Origin of the sequence: Colwellia sp. MB3u-4 (assembly GCF_014077065.1) — a bacterium.
In the GTDB taxonomy this organism is placed as follows: Bacteria; Pseudomonadota; Gammaproteobacteria; order Enterobacterales; family Alteromonadaceae; genus Cognaticolwellia.
Genome location: NZ_JACGVE010000079.1, coordinates 53,051 through 72,588, shown reverse-complemented (window position 1 = coordinate 72,588; position 19,538 = coordinate 53,051). Strand labels below are relative to the sequence as shown.

The window sequence follows — 19,538 nt, the reverse complement described above, 5'->3', positions numbered from 1 at the left end:
CTTATATAAAGGTAAGTTCGTAGCATATTACATAGCGCAATGACCAAGATGGCAAAGAATGGCAATGTGATGGCAGTATTGCCAACATGGAGGTTGGTGCTTAGTTTTTGTCTGGGAAAAAATGATCGTTCGTCCTGAACATAGCTGCTCTTTCACATCCATGTGATCGCAGCATACTGTTCTTCCTGAACATAAAAAGTCCGCAATCATTGCTGATTACGGACTTTTTTATTTGCTAAGCTTCTATGCGCTAAGTTTCTAAGCGCTAAACTGCTATAGGCTAGTTTTTTATAAGCCTAACTTTTTAAATTCTTTTGCAGCAACTGAAGCAGGTAATGGAATATAACCATCTTTTTCTACAATGTCTTGGCCTGATTTTGACAAGACCATTTTCAAAAATTCAGCTTCCATAGGTGCTAAAGGTTTGATCGGGTGCTTATTAACGTAAACATATAAAAAGCGTGATAATGGATACTCTTTAGAAATTGCATTTTCCATATTAGCTTCAATAAAGTTTTCACCTTTTCTAGACAATGGCAATGCGCGAACGCCTGAGGTTTTATAGCCAATGCCTGAATAACCAATACCGTTTAATGAGGCAGAAACCGATTGTACAACCGATGCTGAGCCCGGCTGTTCGTTAACACTATTTTTAAAGTCTCCTTTACATAGTGCTTCTTTTTTAAAGTAACCGTAAGTACCTGACACTGAGTTACGACCGTACAATTGTATATCTTTAGCGCTCCAATCACCTGTTAGCCCTAAGTCTCCCCAGCGTTCAACATCTTTGAAAGCGCCACATTTACGGTTATTTGAAAAAATAGCATCAACCTGATCTATGCGAAGACCCTTTATCGGGTTGTCTTTGTGAACAAACACAGCTAAAGCATCAATAGCGACTCGAACAGCCGTTGGTTTGTAACCATAACGCTTTTGAAACGCTTCAATTTCACTTGATTTCATCTTACGGCTCATTGGGCCAAGATTAGATGTTGCTTCCGTTAATGCCGGTGGCGCTGTAGATGAACCTGCCGCTTGTATTTGCACATTAACATTAGGATATATGCGTTTAAACTCTTCCGCCCAAAATGTCATCATATTAGCTAAGGTATCTGATCCAACAGACGAAACATTGCCTGAAACACCACTGACTTTTTTATAGATTGGTAACTCATTCTCAACTGCAAATGCAGAAAAACTGATAAGACTTGATAAACCAATAACGCCTAATGTACTTTTTAAACTCATGTTACTCTCCGATGAGAACTATAATTAATTTAACAACACTATAGAAAGTGAATATGACAATAATAAGTAAAGTTTGTGACACTTGTATGACAAACTAAAAAAGCTGTCAGTTGAAAAGCAATAGCGGTCAGCTTTCAGTTAAAAGCAAAACAATAACCCAAGGTGACATCATCACCGACAAGCCCTTTTAGGCTGGACTTTAGTCCATCAGGTTTCAAAAATAGCTGTCAGTTAACAGCAAAACAATAACCCAAGGATAGATTATCACCGGCAAGCCCTTTGTAGGGTGGACTTTAGTCCATCAGGTTTTAAAAATAGCTGTCAGTTAACAGCAAAACAATCACCCAAGCTACATTATCACCTGCAAGCCCTTTGTAGGGTGGACTTTAGTCCATCAGTTTTTAAAAATCGCTGTAAGTTTTAAGTTTATTTGCAGAAGACTGGGCTTTTGAGTACCAAGTTAAACATTTTATTTTACCGTCAAAATACCAAAACCCTAGTGAGCTTTATGTTTAAAACTGACTTGCTGAGCAAGTGTATAGACACAAAATATATAGCGTTTTAGCCTTGCTAAGTGATAAATGCTAAGTGATAGATTTGTTAGCCAAAACTATACAAACAATGAAGGTAAAATTAATTACAAATGACTTTTATTAAGCTTAGATAAGTTATTTGAATCTTAAGATAGAAAAATAACCAACAATGAGATTTAGTCATACGGGCTGACATATTAACAAGCTTATTTATTCGCTATTTCAGGACTGAAATAGATAATGAATTCGCTGCCTTGATGCCACTCACTTTCAATTGAAAGCTCACCGTGGTGGTGATTCAATACATGTTTAACTATCGCCAAACCGAGTCCAGAGCCACCCGTATTACGTGATCTAGACTTATCAACACGGAAAAATCGTTCAGTTAAACGATTAACATGCTCAGGTTTAATACCGGGGCCATTATCTTTCACACTAAAGCGTATTTTATTACCGTCATTACCAAGTCTTATATCAATAATGCCATTAGGCGGTGTATAGGCAATGGCATTTGAAATTAAATTCAAGCAGGCGCTTTTTAATTCGTGTTCATTGCCATTAATACTTATATTTGGCGCAATATCATTGTTAATAATATGATTTTTATCTTGGTTTAACCACTGCACCTCTTCAATTATCGTTAAGACTAAGCGCGATAAATTAACTTCTTGATGATTGTCTGCGTCAACATTATGCTCGATTCGTGATAGCACTAAAAGTTGTTCAACTAGCCTATCCATTCGTGACACTTGTGATTCTATCGTGGTAAAGGCTTTTTTCCAATGTGGGTCCAGCGCAGTTTCACTGGCTTGCACCATTTCAACATAACCACGTACAACTGTTAGAGGCGTTTTTAGCTCATGGGATACATTAGCAACAAAATCACGGCGCATTTCCTCTAACCTTTGTATTTTACTGATATCACGCGCTAATAATAAAATTTGATCACTACCGTAAGCCATCATCCGCAGCTCAAGCTGTAACTCATTATTTATCGGTGAAATAATTAAACAAGGGCTATTATAATCGCCATCATCTAGGTATTTAGAAAACTCTGGAAACCGAATCAAATTATCAATACGTAAACCAATATCCTCGGGCCAACGCACCCCTAAAAACTTTGAAGCTTTTTTATTACCCCATAAAATGATCAGTTCATTTGATAGCACTAACGCTGCATCAGGCAAGGCTTCAGCGCCATCACGAAACTTTCGAATACGTTCATTAAGTTGCTTCTGTTTTAAGCGCTGCTTGCGAATACGGCGATAAAGACCATCGTATATTCTGCCCCAAATGCCATTAGCTTGTGGTGGTGCTATTGATTTTCCTTGCCACAGCCACTGAATCAATTTAAACAAATGATTATAATGCCAAGCAAGCAGGCATAGCGAGACAATACTGACAGCAAGAAATGTTTGGCCAAACAAATAGCCAACAAAACCACTGACAATAATTACGCCAAAAATACGGGTAAAAAGCGTTCTAGCTGAAATGCGAAAAAACATAAATTAGTTATTAACCTGAGGGTTGAATTTTGCCCGAAAAGCGATAACCTGAACCTCGTACCGTCTGAATAAAATCTTCATGGCCGTCACCAGAAATAGCTTTACGTAAACGTCGAATATGGACATCAACCGTTCTATCTTCAACATAAACGTTTGTGCCCCATACATTGTCTAGTAATTGTTCTCGGCTATAAACCCGTTCAGTATGGGTTAGAAAAAAATGTAACAAACGAAACTCTGTTGGGCCAAGGTCTAGATTTTTATTATTTATTGACACTCGATGCGCGACTGGGTCTAAGGTAATGCCGTGAAAATCAATGGTCTCTTCTAACGCTGTCGGCGCAACGCGGCGAATAACCGCTTTAATGCGAGCAATTAATTCTTTCGGTGAGAAAGGTTTAGTTACGTAGTCATCAATGCCGGCTTCAAAGCCTTTAACTTTATCGTCTTCGTCTGCTCTAGCGGTTAGCATAATAATTGGAATGGTACGGGTATACTCATTTTGTTTTAATGATTTTGCTAACTTTACCCCTGTGCCACCTGGTAACATCCAATCCAGTAAGATTAAGTCAGGATAAGGTTCTTTAATTTGAGCTTGTGCTTGCTCTATCGTTTCAGCCTCGATGGCATTAAAACCATTTTGCTCCAAAACAAAGATGATCATTTCTCTTATTGCGGCTTCGTCTTCAACAACCAAAATCTGTCTACTCATGTATCCTTCCTAATCGCCTAATCGTATAGCAAACATTGTGATAAATTATTGTGACAGTTTCATGACAACGATAGAATTATTATCCTTGGGTTGATTTATTAAGCCCTAAGCAACATTAATCTGTTTGTTATTGTTGTTATGATCATCGATACCAAACCATTAGGCAAGAAAAAAGCCGCACAAAGCGGCTTTTAATCATTAATGTATCAACAACTACAATGGTTAAAACTTATATTCGATACCCGCGGCTAAGTAATCTTGGTCTTCGCCACTGTCCATATCAAAAGTGGTGTAAAAAGTGTATAGCTTAGTGCTTTTAGCTAGTGAATAATCTGCACCGAGAGTAATACCAGATTTATCATCACCGTCTTTAAAGTCAGCCGCTTGATATTGGCCTTTAAAGGTTATTTTATCCATTTTATATTTAGCCGATACCATGAAACCATCCATTTCACCGCTACCATCTATTTTTTCTTGGCTTTGCACTATGGCGCCTAAAACAACACCAGAGACTTTACCCTGCACAGTTGCACGGGTAATGTCGTAACCATTCACGTCAGAATCGACAGCAACAGAAGCAAAAACAGCTGATTTTTTCAATTTTGCATCACCGTAAAATATGGCAACAGAAACACCATCTTCTGCGTCAACCGCATCTTCAGCGATATAAGTAACACCTAATTGAAAATCACTAAATTTAGGTGATTTATAAGAAAGTGTATCCGCCATGCGGTTTTCACCTTTCCATAAACTTTTTATATCACCATTTAAATCGCTAAACAAATCAACTTTGCCTTGTGATTGCTTAAGCATAGTGTCATTTTTACCCAATAAAACCTCACCAAAACCGCCGGCTAAGCCAACATACTGGTTACGATCAGTAATGCTATCGCCTTTTGCACTATCACCATCTAAGTCAACCTGAAACTCTGCTTTATAGATAACAGATAAGCCTTCACCCAGATCATGTGTACCTTTAAGTCCAATACGTGACGCATTACTTTTTACTTCTGTAAATGACCCTTCACCTTCATCAGAAGATTGCAGTGAAAGATTTGCTTTGCCGTAAACTTCAACATCAGCTGCAAATGCCGACAATGATAAAGAAGACAATAAAACGACAGCGATTTTGTTGTAAGTATGTTTCATGTTGATACCTTTAAGAATTAGTATGGCTAAAAATAATTGAGCTTAGTTTGCCTAATCTTTATGACATTATTGTGACATCAAGAAATAATTTTTCACCATTATGCCAAAAAATACAATTTGTATTAAATGTTAATCACCACTACCTCAAGCTTTTATAGTGCTTTTGCGGTAAATTAATGGTGTTCCCTTGATGTGGAATGAATTATGCTGAAAATAAATTAAAAATAAATAAAGCATAGTGTTTATTTACAACTCAAATTATTACTTAAAGTCGCTAAATTTATAATCACCTTAAGCTACTTTAAAACAGCAAAATAAAGCAACACTAACAAAAGAAAACTTTAATGAAATCAAATAGCCTGTCACGAAAGTTACTTACACGAGTATTGTCATTATATTTTGTTCTGACATTTATTGTTACTTGTGTGCAAATTGGTGCCGAATACATCAATACCAAAAATCACATTGCCAATGAATTACTCACCCTAGAGAAAACCTTTAGTGGCAGTTTAACCCGAGCGGTATGGGAACTAAATACCCAACAAGCGATATCTATTGCAGAAGGTTTAGTTGCTATTCCCATGATTAAAGGCATCACGGTGACTGATGAAAACAATCTCATTATCGCCCAATTAGGCTTAACAGCTGATGCAGAAACGCTTTATATTGAGTTAGTTGGCGATGACGTTAACAACCCTGAGTATTTTAATGTTAGCTCCCAAAGCGAAGGACTATTTGGTCATGGTTTTCCGTTAATTTTTGAATTTTCAGGTCGCACCACTAAAGTTGGCTCAGTGACCTTATTATCCAGCAATGAGGTCATTTTTAACCGAATACAGGTCGGTATTTATTTTCTTATTGGTAATGCCATGGTGAAAACCGCCGCACTGGTATTGTTATTTTCCTTAGCTTTTTCAAGCCTTTTGACCAACCCACTTAACGCACTAACCGAACAAATTAATCAATTTGATATCGATGACCCTGAAGCCTCTAAATTACACGTAACTAACTATGAAAATAACGAATTAAACATTCTGCAAAACGCCTATAATAATTTAATTGATGAGCTGGTGGCGTATAAAGACGAACTCGCGCTGGCCCAAAGCAACATTATATCCGCTAACAACAAACTTGATGAACAAAACCTGATACTTGAACAAGAGGTAGCACGTAAAACATCATCATTAAGTACCTCGATGTTAAAAATGGAAATGCAGCAACGTGAATTGTTAACTCAGCAAAAAAATCTACAAACTGAAAATGCTCGCAGAAGCACCACAGAAAAAACTTTGCTCGAAACAAATCACGAATTGAAAAATTCTATTATTCAATTAAACAAAGCGCAAGAGCGCTTACTTGACGCAGAGAAAATGGCGGTACTGGGTAGTATGTCAGCCGAAGTGACCCATGAAATTAATACCCCAATAGGCGTCAGTATAACCTCCACATCTTATCTGGCAGATTTACTCACTGCGCTTAAAGCTGACATAAAAGACAATAAACTCTCAAAACGCGTGCTTAATGACTTTACCAAGAATTCAGAGCAAGGTCTTAATTTAGTGTTAAACAACCTCGAACGTGCTTCTGAATTGGTCACGAGTTATAAACAAGTGGCGGTTGACCAAATAAGCGAAAAAATTCGTCAAGTCAATCTGGGCAAATATATTGATGAAATCATCCGTTCATTGCACCCTAAATTTAAAAACACCCAACACACGATTAAAGTAGATTGCCCACAAGATGCTGAAGTTTATTGCCATGCCGGCGCTATTTCTCAAATATTTACCAACCTCATCATCAACTCAATCATGCATGGCTTTAAAGATATGGAACGCGGTGTAATTACCATATTGGTAAAACTCAACGGTGAACATGTACATATAACATATAAGGACAATGGCCACGGGTTATCTGACGAACAATTAACACACCTCTTTGATCCATTTTATACTACCGCTGGAAATAGAGGCGGCACAGGCTTAGGCACTTATATCGTTAATAACCTAGTAAATGACACTTTAAATGGCAGCGTTAGTGCAAGTTCAGCTCTTGAACAAGGGCTAAGTTATGATATCAAGTTTGATAATATGCACTAACTGCTCCTTGCCTAATGAGATTAATCTAAGGCGTGCGTGATGCAAACAAGTACGGTAATATACCCGCTCAACATACCCGATCAACTTTAAGATAGATATTTTAGCTTGAAGTAGAACGGGTATAGTGCCCTCGTTTTTCAATTATTCGCCCACTTTTATCGGGCCTAGGATTATCTTAATGTGGTTTAAAAACCTATACTTTTTTGCCTTTACCCGCCCTTTTGATTGTTCTGAAGAAGATTTAGAGAAACAATTATCTGAGCATTTATTTACCCCCTGTGCTTCAACTGAACAATCGCATTTTGGTTGGGTTAATGCCTTAGGCAAGCATGGCGACTCAACTGTTCACGCGGTAAACGGTAATTATTTATTGTGTGCACGCAAAGAAGAAAAAATTCTCCCCGCTCCTGTTGTTAAAGACATGATCGAACAAAAAGTAGCGCAATTAGAAGTAGAGCAATCACGCGGCGCTACTAAAAAAGAGAAAGAGCAGTTTAAAGAAGATATTATTTTTGAATTACTACCACGAGCATTTTCTCGCTTTAGTGATACTCGTGCTTATATTAATGCTGTGCATAACATTATTGTTATCGATACCAGTAGTCGTGGTAAAGCCGAAGACTTTTTAGCACTTTTACGTAAATCACTTGGTACATTGCCCGTAACAACTCCGTCACCAGAAAAAGCCCCTGATGAAGTTATGACCGAATGGTTAGTCGAAAGTAACTTAGGCGCTAACTTTCAATTAGGCATGGAAGCTGAATTCAATGCCTTAGGCGATGACGGCGCAGTGGTTAGGGTTAAAAACCAAGATCTTACCAGTGAAGAAATCAAAGCACATTTAGATGCTGATAAATATGTTGTCAAAGTAGCGCTAGAGTGGGACGAGTCCTTGTCATTTATATTATGTGACGATTTAGCCGTTAAACGTCTTAAATTCTATGACGTTATTCAAGAGCAAAACGACGATATTGATAGCGATGATGTTGTCGCGAAACTCGATGCCGACTTTGCCTTAATGACCGGTGAGCTAAACCGTTTTATAGATCACTTGTTAGCCGAGTTTTCACTTAAAGCTAGTGATTATTTAGAAGCATAGTTTATCGCTAACATAGCGGGTTAAAAAGGCGCTACTTAGCGCCTTTTTTGTCATTTTACATTAACAACTTGATAAACAATTAAATAAAGACTTAGATGCAAATAATAAGTCCAATTAGCCTTAATTAAACATGGCGCGAACTTGTGTCAAAAGTTCACTAAACGCTTCCGAATCCATAAATTTGGCCTCCGGTAAAATGTCTTTAGTCACCAAGCTTTCAAGTAAAATATCTCGTGTTGATTCACTAGTAAATATTTCATGATAAACCGCACCAGCTCGAATAAAATCAAGGTAGTGAACCTCTTTTAACAAAATAGATAAATCATTCCATGACATTACTAACTCGGTAAGCTCTTCAGAAAAACCCCAAGCTTTGGTTATCTCAGCACCAATTTCATTAGAAAGCCTTGCAATCGCTTGTTGTAAAAATACTGGCTTTGCAAACACCTCAGGATGATTTTCAGCTTCTGTTAATATGGGTAAAGTACCAATATTATGAATAAGGGCTGCCAGCGTTAGCGTATCTAAGGTGAATGGTGCACGTTTATGCTTTGTTAAATATAACGTCATTAAGGCGATAGCAACTGAAGCCACATCAACAGTTTCACCCCATGACTTTTGCATATATTTGGAAATTACGGGGTTATTAGAGACAAACATTTGCTCTATAGCAATCCCTGTAGCAATACTTTTAATTTTTCTTAGGCCAATACGAGTAACGGCTTGAGCAACCGACTCAACTTTGATTTCTCGCCCAAACACAACACTATTTGCCACTTTAAGCATACCTAAAGATAATGCAGCATCGTGGCTAATAATATCACTCATCTTGCCTAAACTAATATCTGCATCGTCTGCAGCTTGCCTCACGTTCAATGCAATTTTAGGCAAGAGAGGTAAAACTAATGCATCCTGTTTAATTTTCTCAACAAGTATCGTATAAAGTGCACTTTCTGCGCCCATAACCATTCCTTACTATTTGTAGATTCATAAACTTAACACAAAGTAATATTATTAAAGTAGATAAAAGCGCATTTATTAAAAGTTTTTACATCTATCACGTTAATCATCATGCAAAAAATATCAACATAAACAACAAATTGCTTTGCTTAATATTTATATTAAGTCAATTAAGGCGATAAAAAGCACAGTTATAATTTTTTTTCTTTATATTCAAAGATTGCAGGAATACAGACCTAAAAATTATAATTTCAGCAGAAAAAGTAGAGAATAGCCAGATTAACCTGCAACTTGATATTGATCATTATTTGTACTATTAATTATAATCTGATCATAAATTCTAATACGTCCTAACTTGAATGTTCTAATACGTCCTAACTTGAATGTTTTGTTGTGTTGCTGATTTTATTTTTATTTTTATTTTTATTTTCTGAGCAAGCATAGGTAAATATTATGAAAGATAATGTAAATCCACATTCATCAAATGAGCAAAACTTAGCCCCGCAATCCAGTACCTCACATCAGACTGAACCAAAAAAATGGTGGCAATGGTTTCTCGTTTATCCAACGATACTTTTAGCGTTAATGGGTGCCATGCCAACCTATTATGAAATGGGCAGCGCTTATATCAAGGGAGTTAAAGCAGGAGATTCAGATAAAGCGATACTAAGTAATAAAATGTGGATAAAAAATTTCGAGTGCACAACATTACCCTATGAACCTTTTGTCACCCCAACAAACACTGAGGTTGATGCAACTATATGCAAATCTGGTGATGTTTTAATCAAAATAAGGACTGCCAATAATGAACAGTTTTTTGAATGGGTTGCCGTAGAAAAAATATCGCGCATTAAAACAGCCGCTATTCATTTTAATTTATTCAATCAAGCCATGGCTAGCCAGAGCAAAGTAAATACAACTTCATCTACATCCAACAATGGTGTAGTGGTATTGTGTCAAAATTGGATTGGTCCAAATTTATTACTAAGACGTGTGCAATATCAAGGTAGAGGTTGTTTTGATGAAACAATAAACACTTACTCAGGACAAGTAGTTAAATCAATGCCTGCACCATGTAACTGTTAATAACATGAAATACATAATTTTTGTTATAGTCATTACCCTCAAAATGAGTTTTTCACCTAGTTTACTCGCCAAAACTCACCATGCGCTTATCTCTAGCATAGCGCAAACTGATGCTAGTGGTAAAAAAGCAAAAAAAGAAGTTAACGCTCAGAAAAATAATACAATTAATGACGAGCAGAAAGCCAAAGATGAAGTTAACGCGCCAATAAACAATGCCGCTAATAACCAGCAAAAAGCGAAGACGGAAGTTAACTCACCAGAAAATAATACCACTAATAACGAGCAGAAAACTAAAGAAGGACAAAAAGCTAAAAAGGCGGCTGACAATAAAGCTAAGACAAAAATAGTGTCAAATAACCTCTAGCTAACTTATACCCGCTGCATTAATTAGCGGCTCTACTTTATACCTGAGTAACATCTTAGAATACATGATATTTATTGCCAACTATCAAGGGGTTTATCTGATCAATATTAACCCTTCATTTTCCTTGATAACTTTCTTTAGCAAAATTCAAGCTAACTAACCATAATGCTCAAGCAGAGCCTAATTATCAGGTATCATTTTTTTGCTCATATTGGCAACATAACTAATATAGTAACTAGTACAGTTACTCGTGCGGTTATTTTATACAATAAGATATGAAGACAACTGCAGAGTAATATTATATCAAGAAAATGAAAATGAAAATGAAAATGAAAATCAAGCTTAGCAAAAGTGCACAACACTTTTGCTATAAAGTTGGCTCAATTATACCGAAATAGCGGCTTTAATGTGTGGGTGAGCTTGATAGTTTTGTAGCTCAAAGTCTGCGAAAGTAAAATCAAAGATACTTTTTACTTCAGGATTAATCCACATATTGGGTAATGGCAAAGGCTCACGCGATAATTGCTCGTCGACTTGCTCAAGATGATTTAAGTATAAATGCGCGTCACCAAAAGTATGGACAAAGTCACCCAGTTCTAAATCACAAACTTGCGCGATCATCATAGTAAACAAGGCATAACTAGCGATATTAAATGGCACGCCCAGAAAAATATCTGCACTTCTTTGGTATAGCTGACAGCTCAACCTACCATTTAAGACATAAAACTGAAACAGCGTATGGCATGGCGGTAAAGCTTGTTTGCCCAGTGCCGCATTAGCGGTTGGACTTATCGAGGTATCAGGTAATAACGCGGGGTTCCAAGCGGTAATGATATGACGACGCGAATCAGGATTATTTTTTAAATCATCAATTAATTGTGCTAATTGATCAATAGTTTCGCCATTTTGTGCCGGCCAGTTACGCCATTGCACTCCGTATACTGGGCCAAGTTCACCTTCATCAGTGGCCCAAGCATCCCAAATTTTCACGCCATTTTGCTGTAAATAAGCGATATTAGACTCACCCTTTATAAACCACAATAGTTCATGGATTATCGACTTAAGATGACATTTTTTTGTGGTTACTAACGGAAAGCCTTTCGCAAGATCAAAACGCATTTGATGACCAAATATACTTTTAGTACCGGTACCAGTGCGATCAGATTTTTCAACCCCTTCGTCTCTAACATGGCGCATTAAATCAAGATATGCTTTCACTAGGTTTTCCTTTAACGTTATTAATTAGAACAAATAGTTTATGCCAAATACCGTAAGGCTAAAGCGGTAAACTTAACCACTGATTTCAGCAGGGTCAGTTTATCAGTATTTGGCTTTTTTTGCGTGAAATTGTTGGTAAAGAAGAGCCTAATTATCGACAATTATTTTTACAAAAATGAGCGACGCTCAGCCGTTAATACCACATCATTTTAATTGCCACTAACATCAAGAAAATGGCAAAGCCTTTTTTCAAGTAAGGTAAAGACAATTTAGCACCTGCCTTTACACCCAGTGGCGCAAATAACGACGAGGTTAATACAATACCTAATAAGGCGGGTAAATAGATATAACCGATACTCCAGGGTGGCAAGTCGCTTTGTCCAAGACCAATAATAACATAGCCTAAAGCACCAAATAACGCGACAATAATACCACTGGCGGTGGCCACACCAATTGCTTGGCGCATAGATAATGAGCAATACATTAAAATGGGTACCAATATAGCGCCACCAGCAATCCCCATCAAACTTGCTAACACACCGGTAAACAGCCCAATAAATTGTAATATCCAGTTGCTAGGTAGCGCTACACTGCGCTCAACTTTAATCGATAAAAACATATAAGCCGCTAAAATAAGTACTGCACTGGCAAATATTAGCGTTAAGGCTTTTAACGACAGCATGCCGGCAATAAGGGCGCCAAGCATAGCACCAATAGCCACGGTTATGACCAGTCGTTGAGCTATTGGCCAAGGAATATTACCATTTTTATGATGGGCGAAAGCCGCAGAAGTAGAGGTGAATATGATCGAAGCCAGCGACGTGGCAAGTGCCATAGGAAAGGCAAGCTCTGCGCTTATGCCCAATAACGGTAATAAATACACCAACACCGGCACAATAATAAGTCCACCGCCAATACCGAGTAAACCAGCAAAAAAACCCACTACAGCACCTAGCAAAGCACAGGCTAAAAATACACTAATAAACATCACAATCACTTACTTTATCATGGCGTAATAACAGCACTAAGCAACGCTTATTGTAATCTGGCATGCACAAAGTCCCCTAAACCTAATTTAACTAATTGCTCATGCATATAACTATGTACATCACTGGTATTGGTAAAGCTCAATACTCGCACTAAAATTTGTTTTAACTGTTGATAGTCAACATGGCGAATAACCCATTTCACTTTCGCAAGACTATGAGCGCTCATGCTCAAATTTTTATAACCCATGGCGATCAATAAAAGCGCACCGGTCGGCTCATTGGCTAATTCTCCACAGATACTTAATGGCACATCTCGATGTTGGCTTTTTTGTGCTATATGGTGCAATGCACGTAAAACCGCAGGGTGATAAAAATCATATAAACTCGCTACGCGGCTATTGTTGCGATCAACAGCCAATAAATATTGAGTTAAGTCATTACTGCCAACAGAGAAAAAATCAACTTTATCCGCTAAATCTTCTAACTGAAAAATAATGCCAGGCACTTCAATCATCACGCCCACTTTTGGCCGTTCTAAAGCGTCATTTTCATTACAAAATAATTCTGAGGTAAGCTCATAATATGCTTGATTAATCAGCCTATTGGCTTCATCCACTTCAGTGATACTAGAAATCATAGGTAACATAATAGCTAAGTTACCCAGGCCATAATTTGCCTTCATCATTGCTCGTACTTGCACTAAAAATATTTCAGGGTGATCTAAGGTAATTCGAATACCACGCCAACCTAAAAAAGGGTTGGCTTCAATAATGGGGAAATAAGGTAGCGACTTATCACCACCAACATCTAAAGTTCGCATGGTGACAGGCTTGTCTGGGAATGACGCTAAAACTTGCTGATATAACACGGTTTGTTCTGACTCAGACGGAAAACAACTACGATTCATAAAGGGAATTTCAGTACGATATAAACCGACACCATCGGCACCAACATTTTGTGAGTATTCAAACCCTGCCGATAAACCAGCATTAATCAATAAGCTGACATGATGACCATCTTGGGTCGATGCCGGTAAATGTTCTGCCTCTTTTACTTGCGCGTATAATTTATTTTCTGCAGCGACAATATGTCGATACTCATTAATTAGGGCATCTGCGGGAGTAACATAAAGCTGGCAAGCATAACCGTCTAAAATCGCCTGTTTTTTATGCAGCTGACGAATAGCAAGATAATCAACGCCCATAATTGCTGGAATATTCAACGCTTTCGCTAAAATAGCCGTATGAGAATTATTTGAGCCTGTGATTGAAACAATACCCGACAGCCCAAGATGTTGATATTCAGCGAGCATGGCTGCACTAACGTCTTCTGCAACAAGTATAAATTGCTCAGGTAATTGCTGATCTTGCTCTGCCAAGTTTTGAATATTATTTAATAATCGATTACCTAAATCTTTAATATCGTAGGCACGCTCTCGCAAGTACTCATCTTCCAAGCTTTCAAACTGCATAACATAGCTATCAACAACCAGTTTCAAAGCACTTTGAGCATTCCAAGCCAGTTTAATTTTAGCAATAACTTCAGCTTTAAAATTATCACTTTCAAGCAACTGCTTATAAACATCAAAAATATCGAGACTGTTATCTGAAATTATCGCTTTTAATTTTTCACTCATTTGAGAAAATTCAGCGAATGTGCGACTTGCTGCATCATCAAAAATCATTAGTTGCTGCTGACTATCACTGACTTTGTTAAGCGCTATTTTAGATAAATCAGCTTTAGGGTGCATCACGATCATTTCACCAATAGCCACTCCTGGTGAACCGCCTATACCGGCAAGGTTTTTACCGATATTTTGGCTATAACTTAATTCAATCATGCCTTGCGCTTCAACACTGGCTAATGCGGTGGCAAGCTGTGCCGATAGCGTGACCAAAAATGCTTCTTCATTTTCGTTAAAAAAACGTGCCTGTTCTTGTTGTACGGTTAATATGCCCAAGACTTTGCGCTGATGAATAATTGGTGTACCTAAAAAAGCTTTAAAATGCTCTTCTTCGACTTCTGGCGCATGAATAAAATCTGGATGTTGATGAGCGTTGGCAATATTAATCGGTTCTTCACGTTGCCCAACTAAACCCACCAGTCCTTCGGTAAAGCCAATACAAGTTCGGCCAAAAGCATTTTCGGCTAGGCCATTAGAGGCCATTAAAATGAAATGCTGCTTTTCATGATCCGCTAAATATACTGAGCAACATTGGGTAGAGAGTGCGTTTTTAACCTGACTAACTAAACGTAATAACGCTTGGTCAAGCTCTGAAGCCTGACTAAACTCTAGAACAATTCGACGTAAAATAGTAAGCATTACCATCCCTTTAGATAAGTTGTTTTGGCATCTTCAATGCTACAGAGATACCAAGCCGCATGATTGAAGTGACCTATGCTAAGTTAGTAGCTATTAATGAAGTCTGTTATGTCATCCATGCTGATAACTCATTCAATAATTTTAAACAAAATAGCTCACCGAAGTGAGCTATTTTACAAGACATAATAATAATCTAGGTTGAACAATAATCAAGCACGACGTCGGCGACGCTCTTGACGATAACTAGGCATTGCCGCTAAAGCAAATTCTTTCATCACCTTGCGATAAACCTCGCGTTTAAATGACACAACTTGCCTAACTGGATACCAGTATGAAACCCAACGCCAATCGTCAAACTCGGGATGATTTGAATGCAATAAATCAACCGCTGATTCTGGTGCGGTCAATTGCAGTAAAAACCACTTCTGCTTTTGACCAATACATACGGGTAAACTTTCGTGCCTAATTAATCTTTTTGGTAATTTATATCTTAACCAATTCTTAGTGGTCGCTACAATTTTAACATGTTCAGGTTTTAAACCGACTTCTTCGTCTAATTCCCGGTACATAGTTTGCTCTGCAGATTCACCCTCATCAACGCCACCTTGTGGATATTGCCAAGAATGCTGACCAAAACGCCTTGCCCAAAATACTTGTCCTCTGTCATTGATTATTACTATGCCAACGTTGGCTCGATAGCCTTCGGCATCTATCAAAGGAACTCCTGACAGCATTAAATAATGCTTTGATTCTTCCACATTCTGCACTTTTGGGCAAACACTTATTAACACAAAGCAGCACAATATGCCGGTATTAACCCTTGTTTGTGCATAACATTTAAAATGTTTAAAATGTAACAAAAAATAATTGCCTTGCTCAAAGACTTAAAACTGAATGATAATAAGCTAAACAACCTTGATTACAGAGCCAGCCTTGAATAGCAATAAAAGTCCTAAAAACGAAGCAGAGTTACTAACACGAGCACAAAACCTTGCTGGTATGACACTAGGAGAGATTGCAAAATTTATTAACGTTGTTGTACCTAAGGACCTAAAGCGTGATAAAGGCTGGATAGGCTTATTGTTAGAGCAAGTATTAGGCGCTAGTGCCGGTTCTCGACCAGAGCCCGACTTTCCACATTTAGGCATTGAGCTAAAATCATTACCGATTAATTATCAAGGTAAGCCCTTAGAAACTACCTTTGTCTGCGTTGCCCCGTTAACAGGTTTAGTCGGCGCCCAATGGCAAACAAGTCATATTCGTAATAAAATCGCGCGGGTGTTGTGGATACCTGTTATCTCTGAACGCAGCATCGCCATCGCAGATCGTATTGTTGGCACAGCTTTTATTTGGTCACCTTCACCTGAAGAAGAACACCTGCTTGCCCTCGACTGGCAAGAACTCACTGATATGATAGTGCTAGGGGATGTGGAAAACATTCATGGTAAGCATGGGCAAGTTTTGCAATTGCGGCCAAAAGCGGCAAATAGCCAGGCGAAAACCCAAGCATTTAATCGCCTTGGTCAACCCTTTATGACCTTACCTCGTGGCTTTTATTTAAAAACGAGCTTTACACAGGCGCTATTAAATAAATACTTACGTATTAACTAGCTATTCATTAAGTATTCATTAGGTATTTATTAGCTATAAGCTCATCGCTAACACGATTGAAATACTCATTTAATTGTAAAAATTCGTAGCTAAAATAAACTAACCACGTTATAAACAGTCAAACATTGACACTTGGCTCTATTATCCCCCAATGAAGTTCAATAATAAATTTGATCGCTACATAGCTGTAATATTTTTCGTTACAATCGCTACCGCTATTTCAACCTCTTATTTCACCTTAAAAGATGTTATTAATAACCACAATAAACAAGTGCAAAGTGCTATAACGCCACTATTTTCATTAGTCGCTAGTGAAATACTTCGCCCTTTAAATGTGGCAAACTTTATGGCGAATAATCATTTTATTATTGATTATGCCAATCAAGAAAAAATAGAAAAAGACTACCTTACTTCTTATCTAGAAAAAATTGCCAAGTCCTATAATATGGTGGCATTTATTGCCTTGGAAAAACATAACTTGATGCTCGACTCTAATGGTCGAGAATCCATGTTAAACAGTAACGAAACTGAATGGTATAGTCGCCTCAAAGAATTACCAGGCGAGCAATTTACTGACATAGGTAATTCTGAAGATCCACATTTATACTTTGATAATAAAATTCGCAATAGCGACGGTAAGTTTATTGGCTTTACCGGCGTTGCCATTGACCTAAATTATTTTTCCAGTAAATTTCAAGAATACAGTGATCGCTTTGGTTTTGAATTATTCTTTGTTGATAGTAATAATATTATTACCTTATCTTCCAATAAAATTTTGGAATCAAAAAGCCATCATCGCCAAGACTTAATGACGCGATTAAATGATTTACCTTGGCATCAATCGCTACTTAAACATAATGCCACAGATATAAACTTAAGCTCAGAACTCATCTATACCACTGATGAAGGTTTGTTAATTTCTCAAATGCCGATAAAAGAGCTTAATTGGCGCATGTTTATTGTCTCGCCGCCAGCTGATCAGCAAAGCGAATATTGGGAAATATTTATCGGACGCTTTCTGCTATTTTTCATAGTCGCCATGCTTTTTTATATGATGCTTTTATATAGTATCAACTATTTAAAATCACGATTAATTAAACAGGCAGAAACTGACCACTTAACGCAACTGCCAAACCGCAGCCATATTCATTGGCGCTTTAATCATATTGTTAAAACCAATGAAAACCTTTGCCTGGTTTTAGCTGATATTGACAACTTCAAACATATTAATGACACCTACGGACATTTAGTGGGTGATGATGTATTGCGAATTATTGCTGAGCAATTATCCCAAACCATACGAAAAGTTGACGTGGTAGGCCGCTGGGGCGGCGAAGAGTTTGTGATGTTGTTACCCGAAACAACCGCCAAACAGGCACATATTATTGTTGAGCGCATTAGAAAAAATATCGCTGATATTTCTTTTCCTATATCAACCACTGGCAGTTCATTTACCAGCACCATTAGCTTTGGTATTTGTGAATTACCGGTAAAAAATAAAACCATCAAAGATTATATTGAAAGTGCCGATAAAGCGTTATACCAAGCTAAAAGTAATGGCAGAAATAAAAGTGTTATCTTTACTCACACAACTTAAGATAAGGCTAGGTAAACGCTTTAATAACAATAGCTTACCTAATAAAAATCAAGTGTTGTGGTTTCAAAAACACTGTTCCAAACATCAGCTTGAGTGCATCACACCGCGATACTATAGTGCAGGAAAATGTGTAAAAAAAGGTGGAGGAAAAGTTATCCTATCGCCTTTAATTTAATGGTTTGGCTGATGCTGACACTAGTTTGACTCGCTATTGCTTGCCAATGAGTATTTGCGGCTTCTAGGCAAATAAATTCATTTTCACCGTCAGCATGTAAATCAGCTATGGTTTTAGCCTCTTCGCCCGGATTCCATAATACCCACTGCTGACAACCTTGGCTCGATACTTCAATCTCTCGTCGCCACTTATGATCAACAATAACCATGCTATTGTTACTGTGATAAATACGGTCAGTTGGGCCGAGACAATTTTTTAACACTGATTGTTGGCCATTGCTGCCACTTAGTTTGTCATCATATAGCACATCATTTAACGCTGGAATTTGTGTCTCCTGTGCATTGCCAACACAAAAATAACTATGTAATGCACCAGTATATTCTAGCGTTTGCTGAGATAAATTTTTCATGGTTAAGGTTTGCACAAACGACTCATCAAACACCAGTGTTTGTGTTAATTCAAAAGCGCCCGGCCAATGGGGTGAAAGTTGCTCGCCGGTCAGTGATAATGTTATTTCAACGCCAGACTCTAACAGTTTAATATCAGCGACTTGCCATTGGCTTTGCCTAGCAAAGCCATGATTACTGACTTTATGTAACTCACCATTAGGTAATTTCACCTCTCCACCAAACCATGGCCAGCATAGTGGCACACCACCACGAATGGCTTTGCCTGAACGATAGTGACTAGTCTCACTCAACCAAAACACCGGTTGTTGGCCGCGTGGTTGCCAACTTAGCACTTGGCCACCGTACAAACTTACCGAGCCTTGACCCTTTTGATGAACAAAGCGCAGCGCTTGTAGGCCTTTTGCCAACTCATACAACTCAATATGACCAAATTCATTTTCTAACAATACTTCTAGCATTTTTT

16 protein-coding genes are annotated in these 19,538 nt (G+C 37.8%); 6 read left to right on the top strand and 10 right to left on the bottom strand.

Annotation, left to right across the window (positions count from 1 at the left end; translation table 11 throughout):
- Positions 1-288: 288 nt before the first annotated feature.
- The 4 genes from H4J61_RS09865 to H4J61_RS09850 all read right to left on the bottom strand — a co-directional run bounded on the left by H4J61_RS09865 (position 289) and on the right by H4J61_RS09850 (position 5,147).
- Positions 289-1,248, bottom strand: coding sequence for a PstS family phosphate ABC transporter substrate-binding protein (locus H4J61_RS09865; protein ID WP_182136530.1), 960 nt, complete (start codon positions 1,246-1,248; stop codon positions 289-291).
- Positions 1,249-1,987: 739 nt separating this feature from the next.
- Positions 1,988-3,286, bottom strand: a complete 1,299-nt coding sequence (gene phoR / locus H4J61_RS09860; RefSeq protein WP_182136531.1) for a phosphate regulon sensor histidine kinase PhoR — start codon at positions 3,284-3,286, stop codon at positions 1,988-1,990.
- Positions 3,287-3,296: 10 nt separating this feature from the next.
- A complete protein-coding gene (gene phoB / locus H4J61_RS09855; RefSeq protein ID WP_182136532.1) occupies positions 3,297-3,998 on the bottom strand; it encodes a phosphate regulon transcriptional regulator PhoB in 702 nt (233 codons plus the stop codon).
- 222 nt (positions 3,999-4,220) lie between these two features.
- On the bottom strand, positions 4,221-5,147 hold the full coding sequence (locus tag H4J61_RS09850) for a porin (protein ID WP_182184931.1): 927 nt from the start codon (positions 5,145-5,147) through the stop codon (positions 4,221-4,223).
- A gap of 344 nt (positions 5,148-5,491) precedes the next feature.
- Between H4J61_RS09850 and H4J61_RS09845 the strand changes: the two genes are divergently transcribed.
- Both H4J61_RS09845 and rdgC read left to right on the top strand, forming a co-directional pair.
- Complete coding sequence (locus H4J61_RS09845; protein WP_182184930.1) at positions 5,492-7,243, top strand: HAMP domain-containing sensor histidine kinase; 1,752 nt, start codon at positions 5,492-5,494, stop codon at positions 7,241-7,243.
- Positions 7,244-7,421: 178 nt separating this feature from the next.
- The gene (gene rdgC, locus H4J61_RS09840; RefSeq protein WP_182136535.1) at positions 7,422-8,342 is read left to right on the top strand and encodes a recombination-associated protein RdgC; all 921 of its coding nucleotides are present in this window, start codon (positions 7,422-7,424) and stop codon (positions 8,340-8,342) included.
- 120 nt (positions 8,343-8,462) lie between these two features.
- Here rdgC and H4J61_RS09835 read toward each other — a convergent pair whose 3' ends face one another.
- Positions 8,463-9,305 (bottom strand): HDOD domain-containing protein, encoded by an 843-nt coding sequence (locus H4J61_RS09835; RefSeq protein ID WP_182184929.1) that lies wholly within the window; start codon positions 9,303-9,305, stop codon positions 8,463-8,465.
- Positions 9,306-9,755: 450 nt separating this feature from the next.
- On the opposite strand from H4J61_RS09835, the gene H4J61_RS09830 reads away from it, so the two are divergent.
- Together H4J61_RS09830 and H4J61_RS09825 are read left to right on the top strand one after the other, a co-directional pair.
- Positions 9,756-10,388, top strand: coding sequence for a hypothetical protein (locus H4J61_RS09830; protein ID WP_182184928.1), 633 nt, complete (start codon positions 9,756-9,758; stop codon positions 10,386-10,388).
- Between the two features lie 4 nt (positions 10,389-10,392).
- A complete protein-coding gene (locus H4J61_RS09825; protein ID WP_182184927.1) occupies positions 10,393-10,752 on the top strand; it encodes a hypothetical protein in 360 nt (119 codons plus the stop codon).
- A gap of 384 nt (positions 10,753-11,136) precedes the next feature.
- Here the strand turns inward: H4J61_RS09825 and H4J61_RS09820 are convergent, their stop codons facing one another.
- From H4J61_RS09820 to rppH, 4 genes are all read right to left on the bottom strand, one after another.
- The gene (locus tag H4J61_RS09820) at positions 11,137-11,970 is read right to left on the bottom strand and encodes a thymidylate synthase (RefSeq protein ID WP_182136539.1); all 834 of its coding nucleotides are present in this window, start codon (positions 11,968-11,970) and stop codon (positions 11,137-11,139) included.
- Positions 11,971-12,163: 193 nt separating this feature from the next.
- Entirely contained in the window at positions 12,164-12,958 is a 795-nt protein-coding gene (locus H4J61_RS09815; protein ID WP_182136540.1) for a sulfite exporter TauE/SafE family protein, read from the bottom strand.
- Between the two features lie 47 nt (positions 12,959-13,005).
- Complete coding sequence (ptsP, locus tag H4J61_RS09810; RefSeq protein WP_182184926.1) at positions 13,006-15,282, bottom strand: phosphoenolpyruvate--protein phosphotransferase; 2,277 nt, start codon at positions 15,280-15,282, stop codon at positions 13,006-13,008.
- Positions 15,283-15,491: 209 nt separating this feature from the next.
- A complete protein-coding gene (rppH, locus tag H4J61_RS09805) occupies positions 15,492-15,998 on the bottom strand; it encodes an RNA pyrophosphohydrolase (RefSeq protein WP_182136571.1) in 507 nt (168 codons plus the stop codon).
- A gap of 217 nt (positions 15,999-16,215) precedes the next feature.
- On the opposite strand from rppH, the gene mutH reads away from it, so the two are divergent.
- Both mutH and H4J61_RS09795 read left to right on the top strand, forming a co-directional pair.
- Positions 16,216-16,893 carry a DNA mismatch repair endonuclease MutH gene (gene mutH, locus H4J61_RS09800; RefSeq protein ID WP_182136542.1) on the top strand — a complete coding sequence of 226 codons (678 nt, stop codon included), beginning with the start codon at positions 16,216-16,218 and terminating at the stop codon, positions 16,891-16,893.
- Positions 16,894-17,044: 151 nt separating this feature from the next.
- Positions 17,045-18,490, top strand: a complete 1,446-nt coding sequence (locus H4J61_RS09795) for a sensor domain-containing diguanylate cyclase (RefSeq protein WP_182184925.1) — start codon at positions 17,045-17,047, stop codon at positions 18,488-18,490.
- A gap of 152 nt (positions 18,491-18,642) precedes the next feature.
- On the opposite strand, the gene H4J61_RS09790 is transcribed toward H4J61_RS09795, so the two are convergent.
- Positions 18,643-19,533, bottom strand: coding sequence for a D-hexose-6-phosphate mutarotase (locus tag H4J61_RS09790; RefSeq protein ID WP_182184924.1), 891 nt, complete (start codon positions 19,531-19,533; stop codon positions 18,643-18,645).
- Positions 19,534-19,538: the final 5 nt, after the last annotated feature.

What these genes read in the sequence shown, in the direction of transcription:
- H4J61_RS09830 (WP_182184928.1), top strand. Translation starts at nt 9,756, where the DNA reads ATGAAAGATAATGTAAATCCACATTCATCAAATGAGCAAAACTTAGCC.
- H4J61_RS09815 (WP_182136540.1), bottom strand. Translation starts at nt 12,958, where the DNA reads ATGTTTATTAGTGTATTTTTAGCCTGTGCTTTGCTAGGTGCTGTAGTG.
- rdgC (WP_182136535.1), top strand. Translation starts at nt 7,422, where the DNA reads ATGTGGTTTAAAAACCTATACTTTTTTGCCTTTACCCGCCCTTTTGAT.
- H4J61_RS09845 (WP_182184930.1), top strand. Translation starts at nt 5,492, where the DNA reads ATGAAATCAAATAGCCTGTCACGAAAGTTACTTACACGAGTATTGTCA.
- ptsP (WP_182184926.1), bottom strand. Translation starts at nt 15,282, where the DNA reads ATGCTTACTATTTTACGTCGAATTGTTCTAGAGTTTAGTCAGGCTTCA.
- phoR (WP_182136531.1), bottom strand. Translation starts at nt 3,286, where the DNA reads ATGTTTTTTCGCATTTCAGCTAGAACGCTTTTTACCCGTATTTTTGGC.
- H4J61_RS09865 (WP_182136530.1), bottom strand. Translation starts at nt 1,248, where the DNA reads ATGAGTTTAAAAAGTACATTAGGCGTTATTGGTTTATCAAGTCTTATC.
- H4J61_RS09790 (WP_182184924.1), bottom strand. Translation starts at nt 19,533, where the DNA reads ATGCTAGAAGTATTGTTAGAAAATGAATTTGGTCATATTGAGTTGTAT.
- phoB (WP_182136532.1), bottom strand. Translation starts at nt 3,998, where the DNA reads ATGAGTAGACAGATTTTGGTTGTTGAAGACGAAGCCGCAATAAGAGAA.
- H4J61_RS09825 (WP_182184927.1), top strand. Translation starts at nt 10,393, where the DNA reads ATGAAATACATAATTTTTGTTATAGTCATTACCCTCAAAATGAGTTTT.
- H4J61_RS09795 (WP_182184925.1), top strand. Translation starts at nt 17,045, where the DNA reads ATGAAGTTCAATAATAAATTTGATCGCTACATAGCTGTAATATTTTTC.
- H4J61_RS09835 (WP_182184929.1), bottom strand. Translation starts at nt 9,305, where the DNA reads ATGGGCGCAGAAAGTGCACTTTATACGATACTTGTTGAGAAAATTAAA.
- H4J61_RS09850 (WP_182184931.1), bottom strand. Translation starts at nt 5,147, where the DNA reads ATGAAACATACTTACAACAAAATCGCTGTCGTTTTATTGTCTTCTTTA.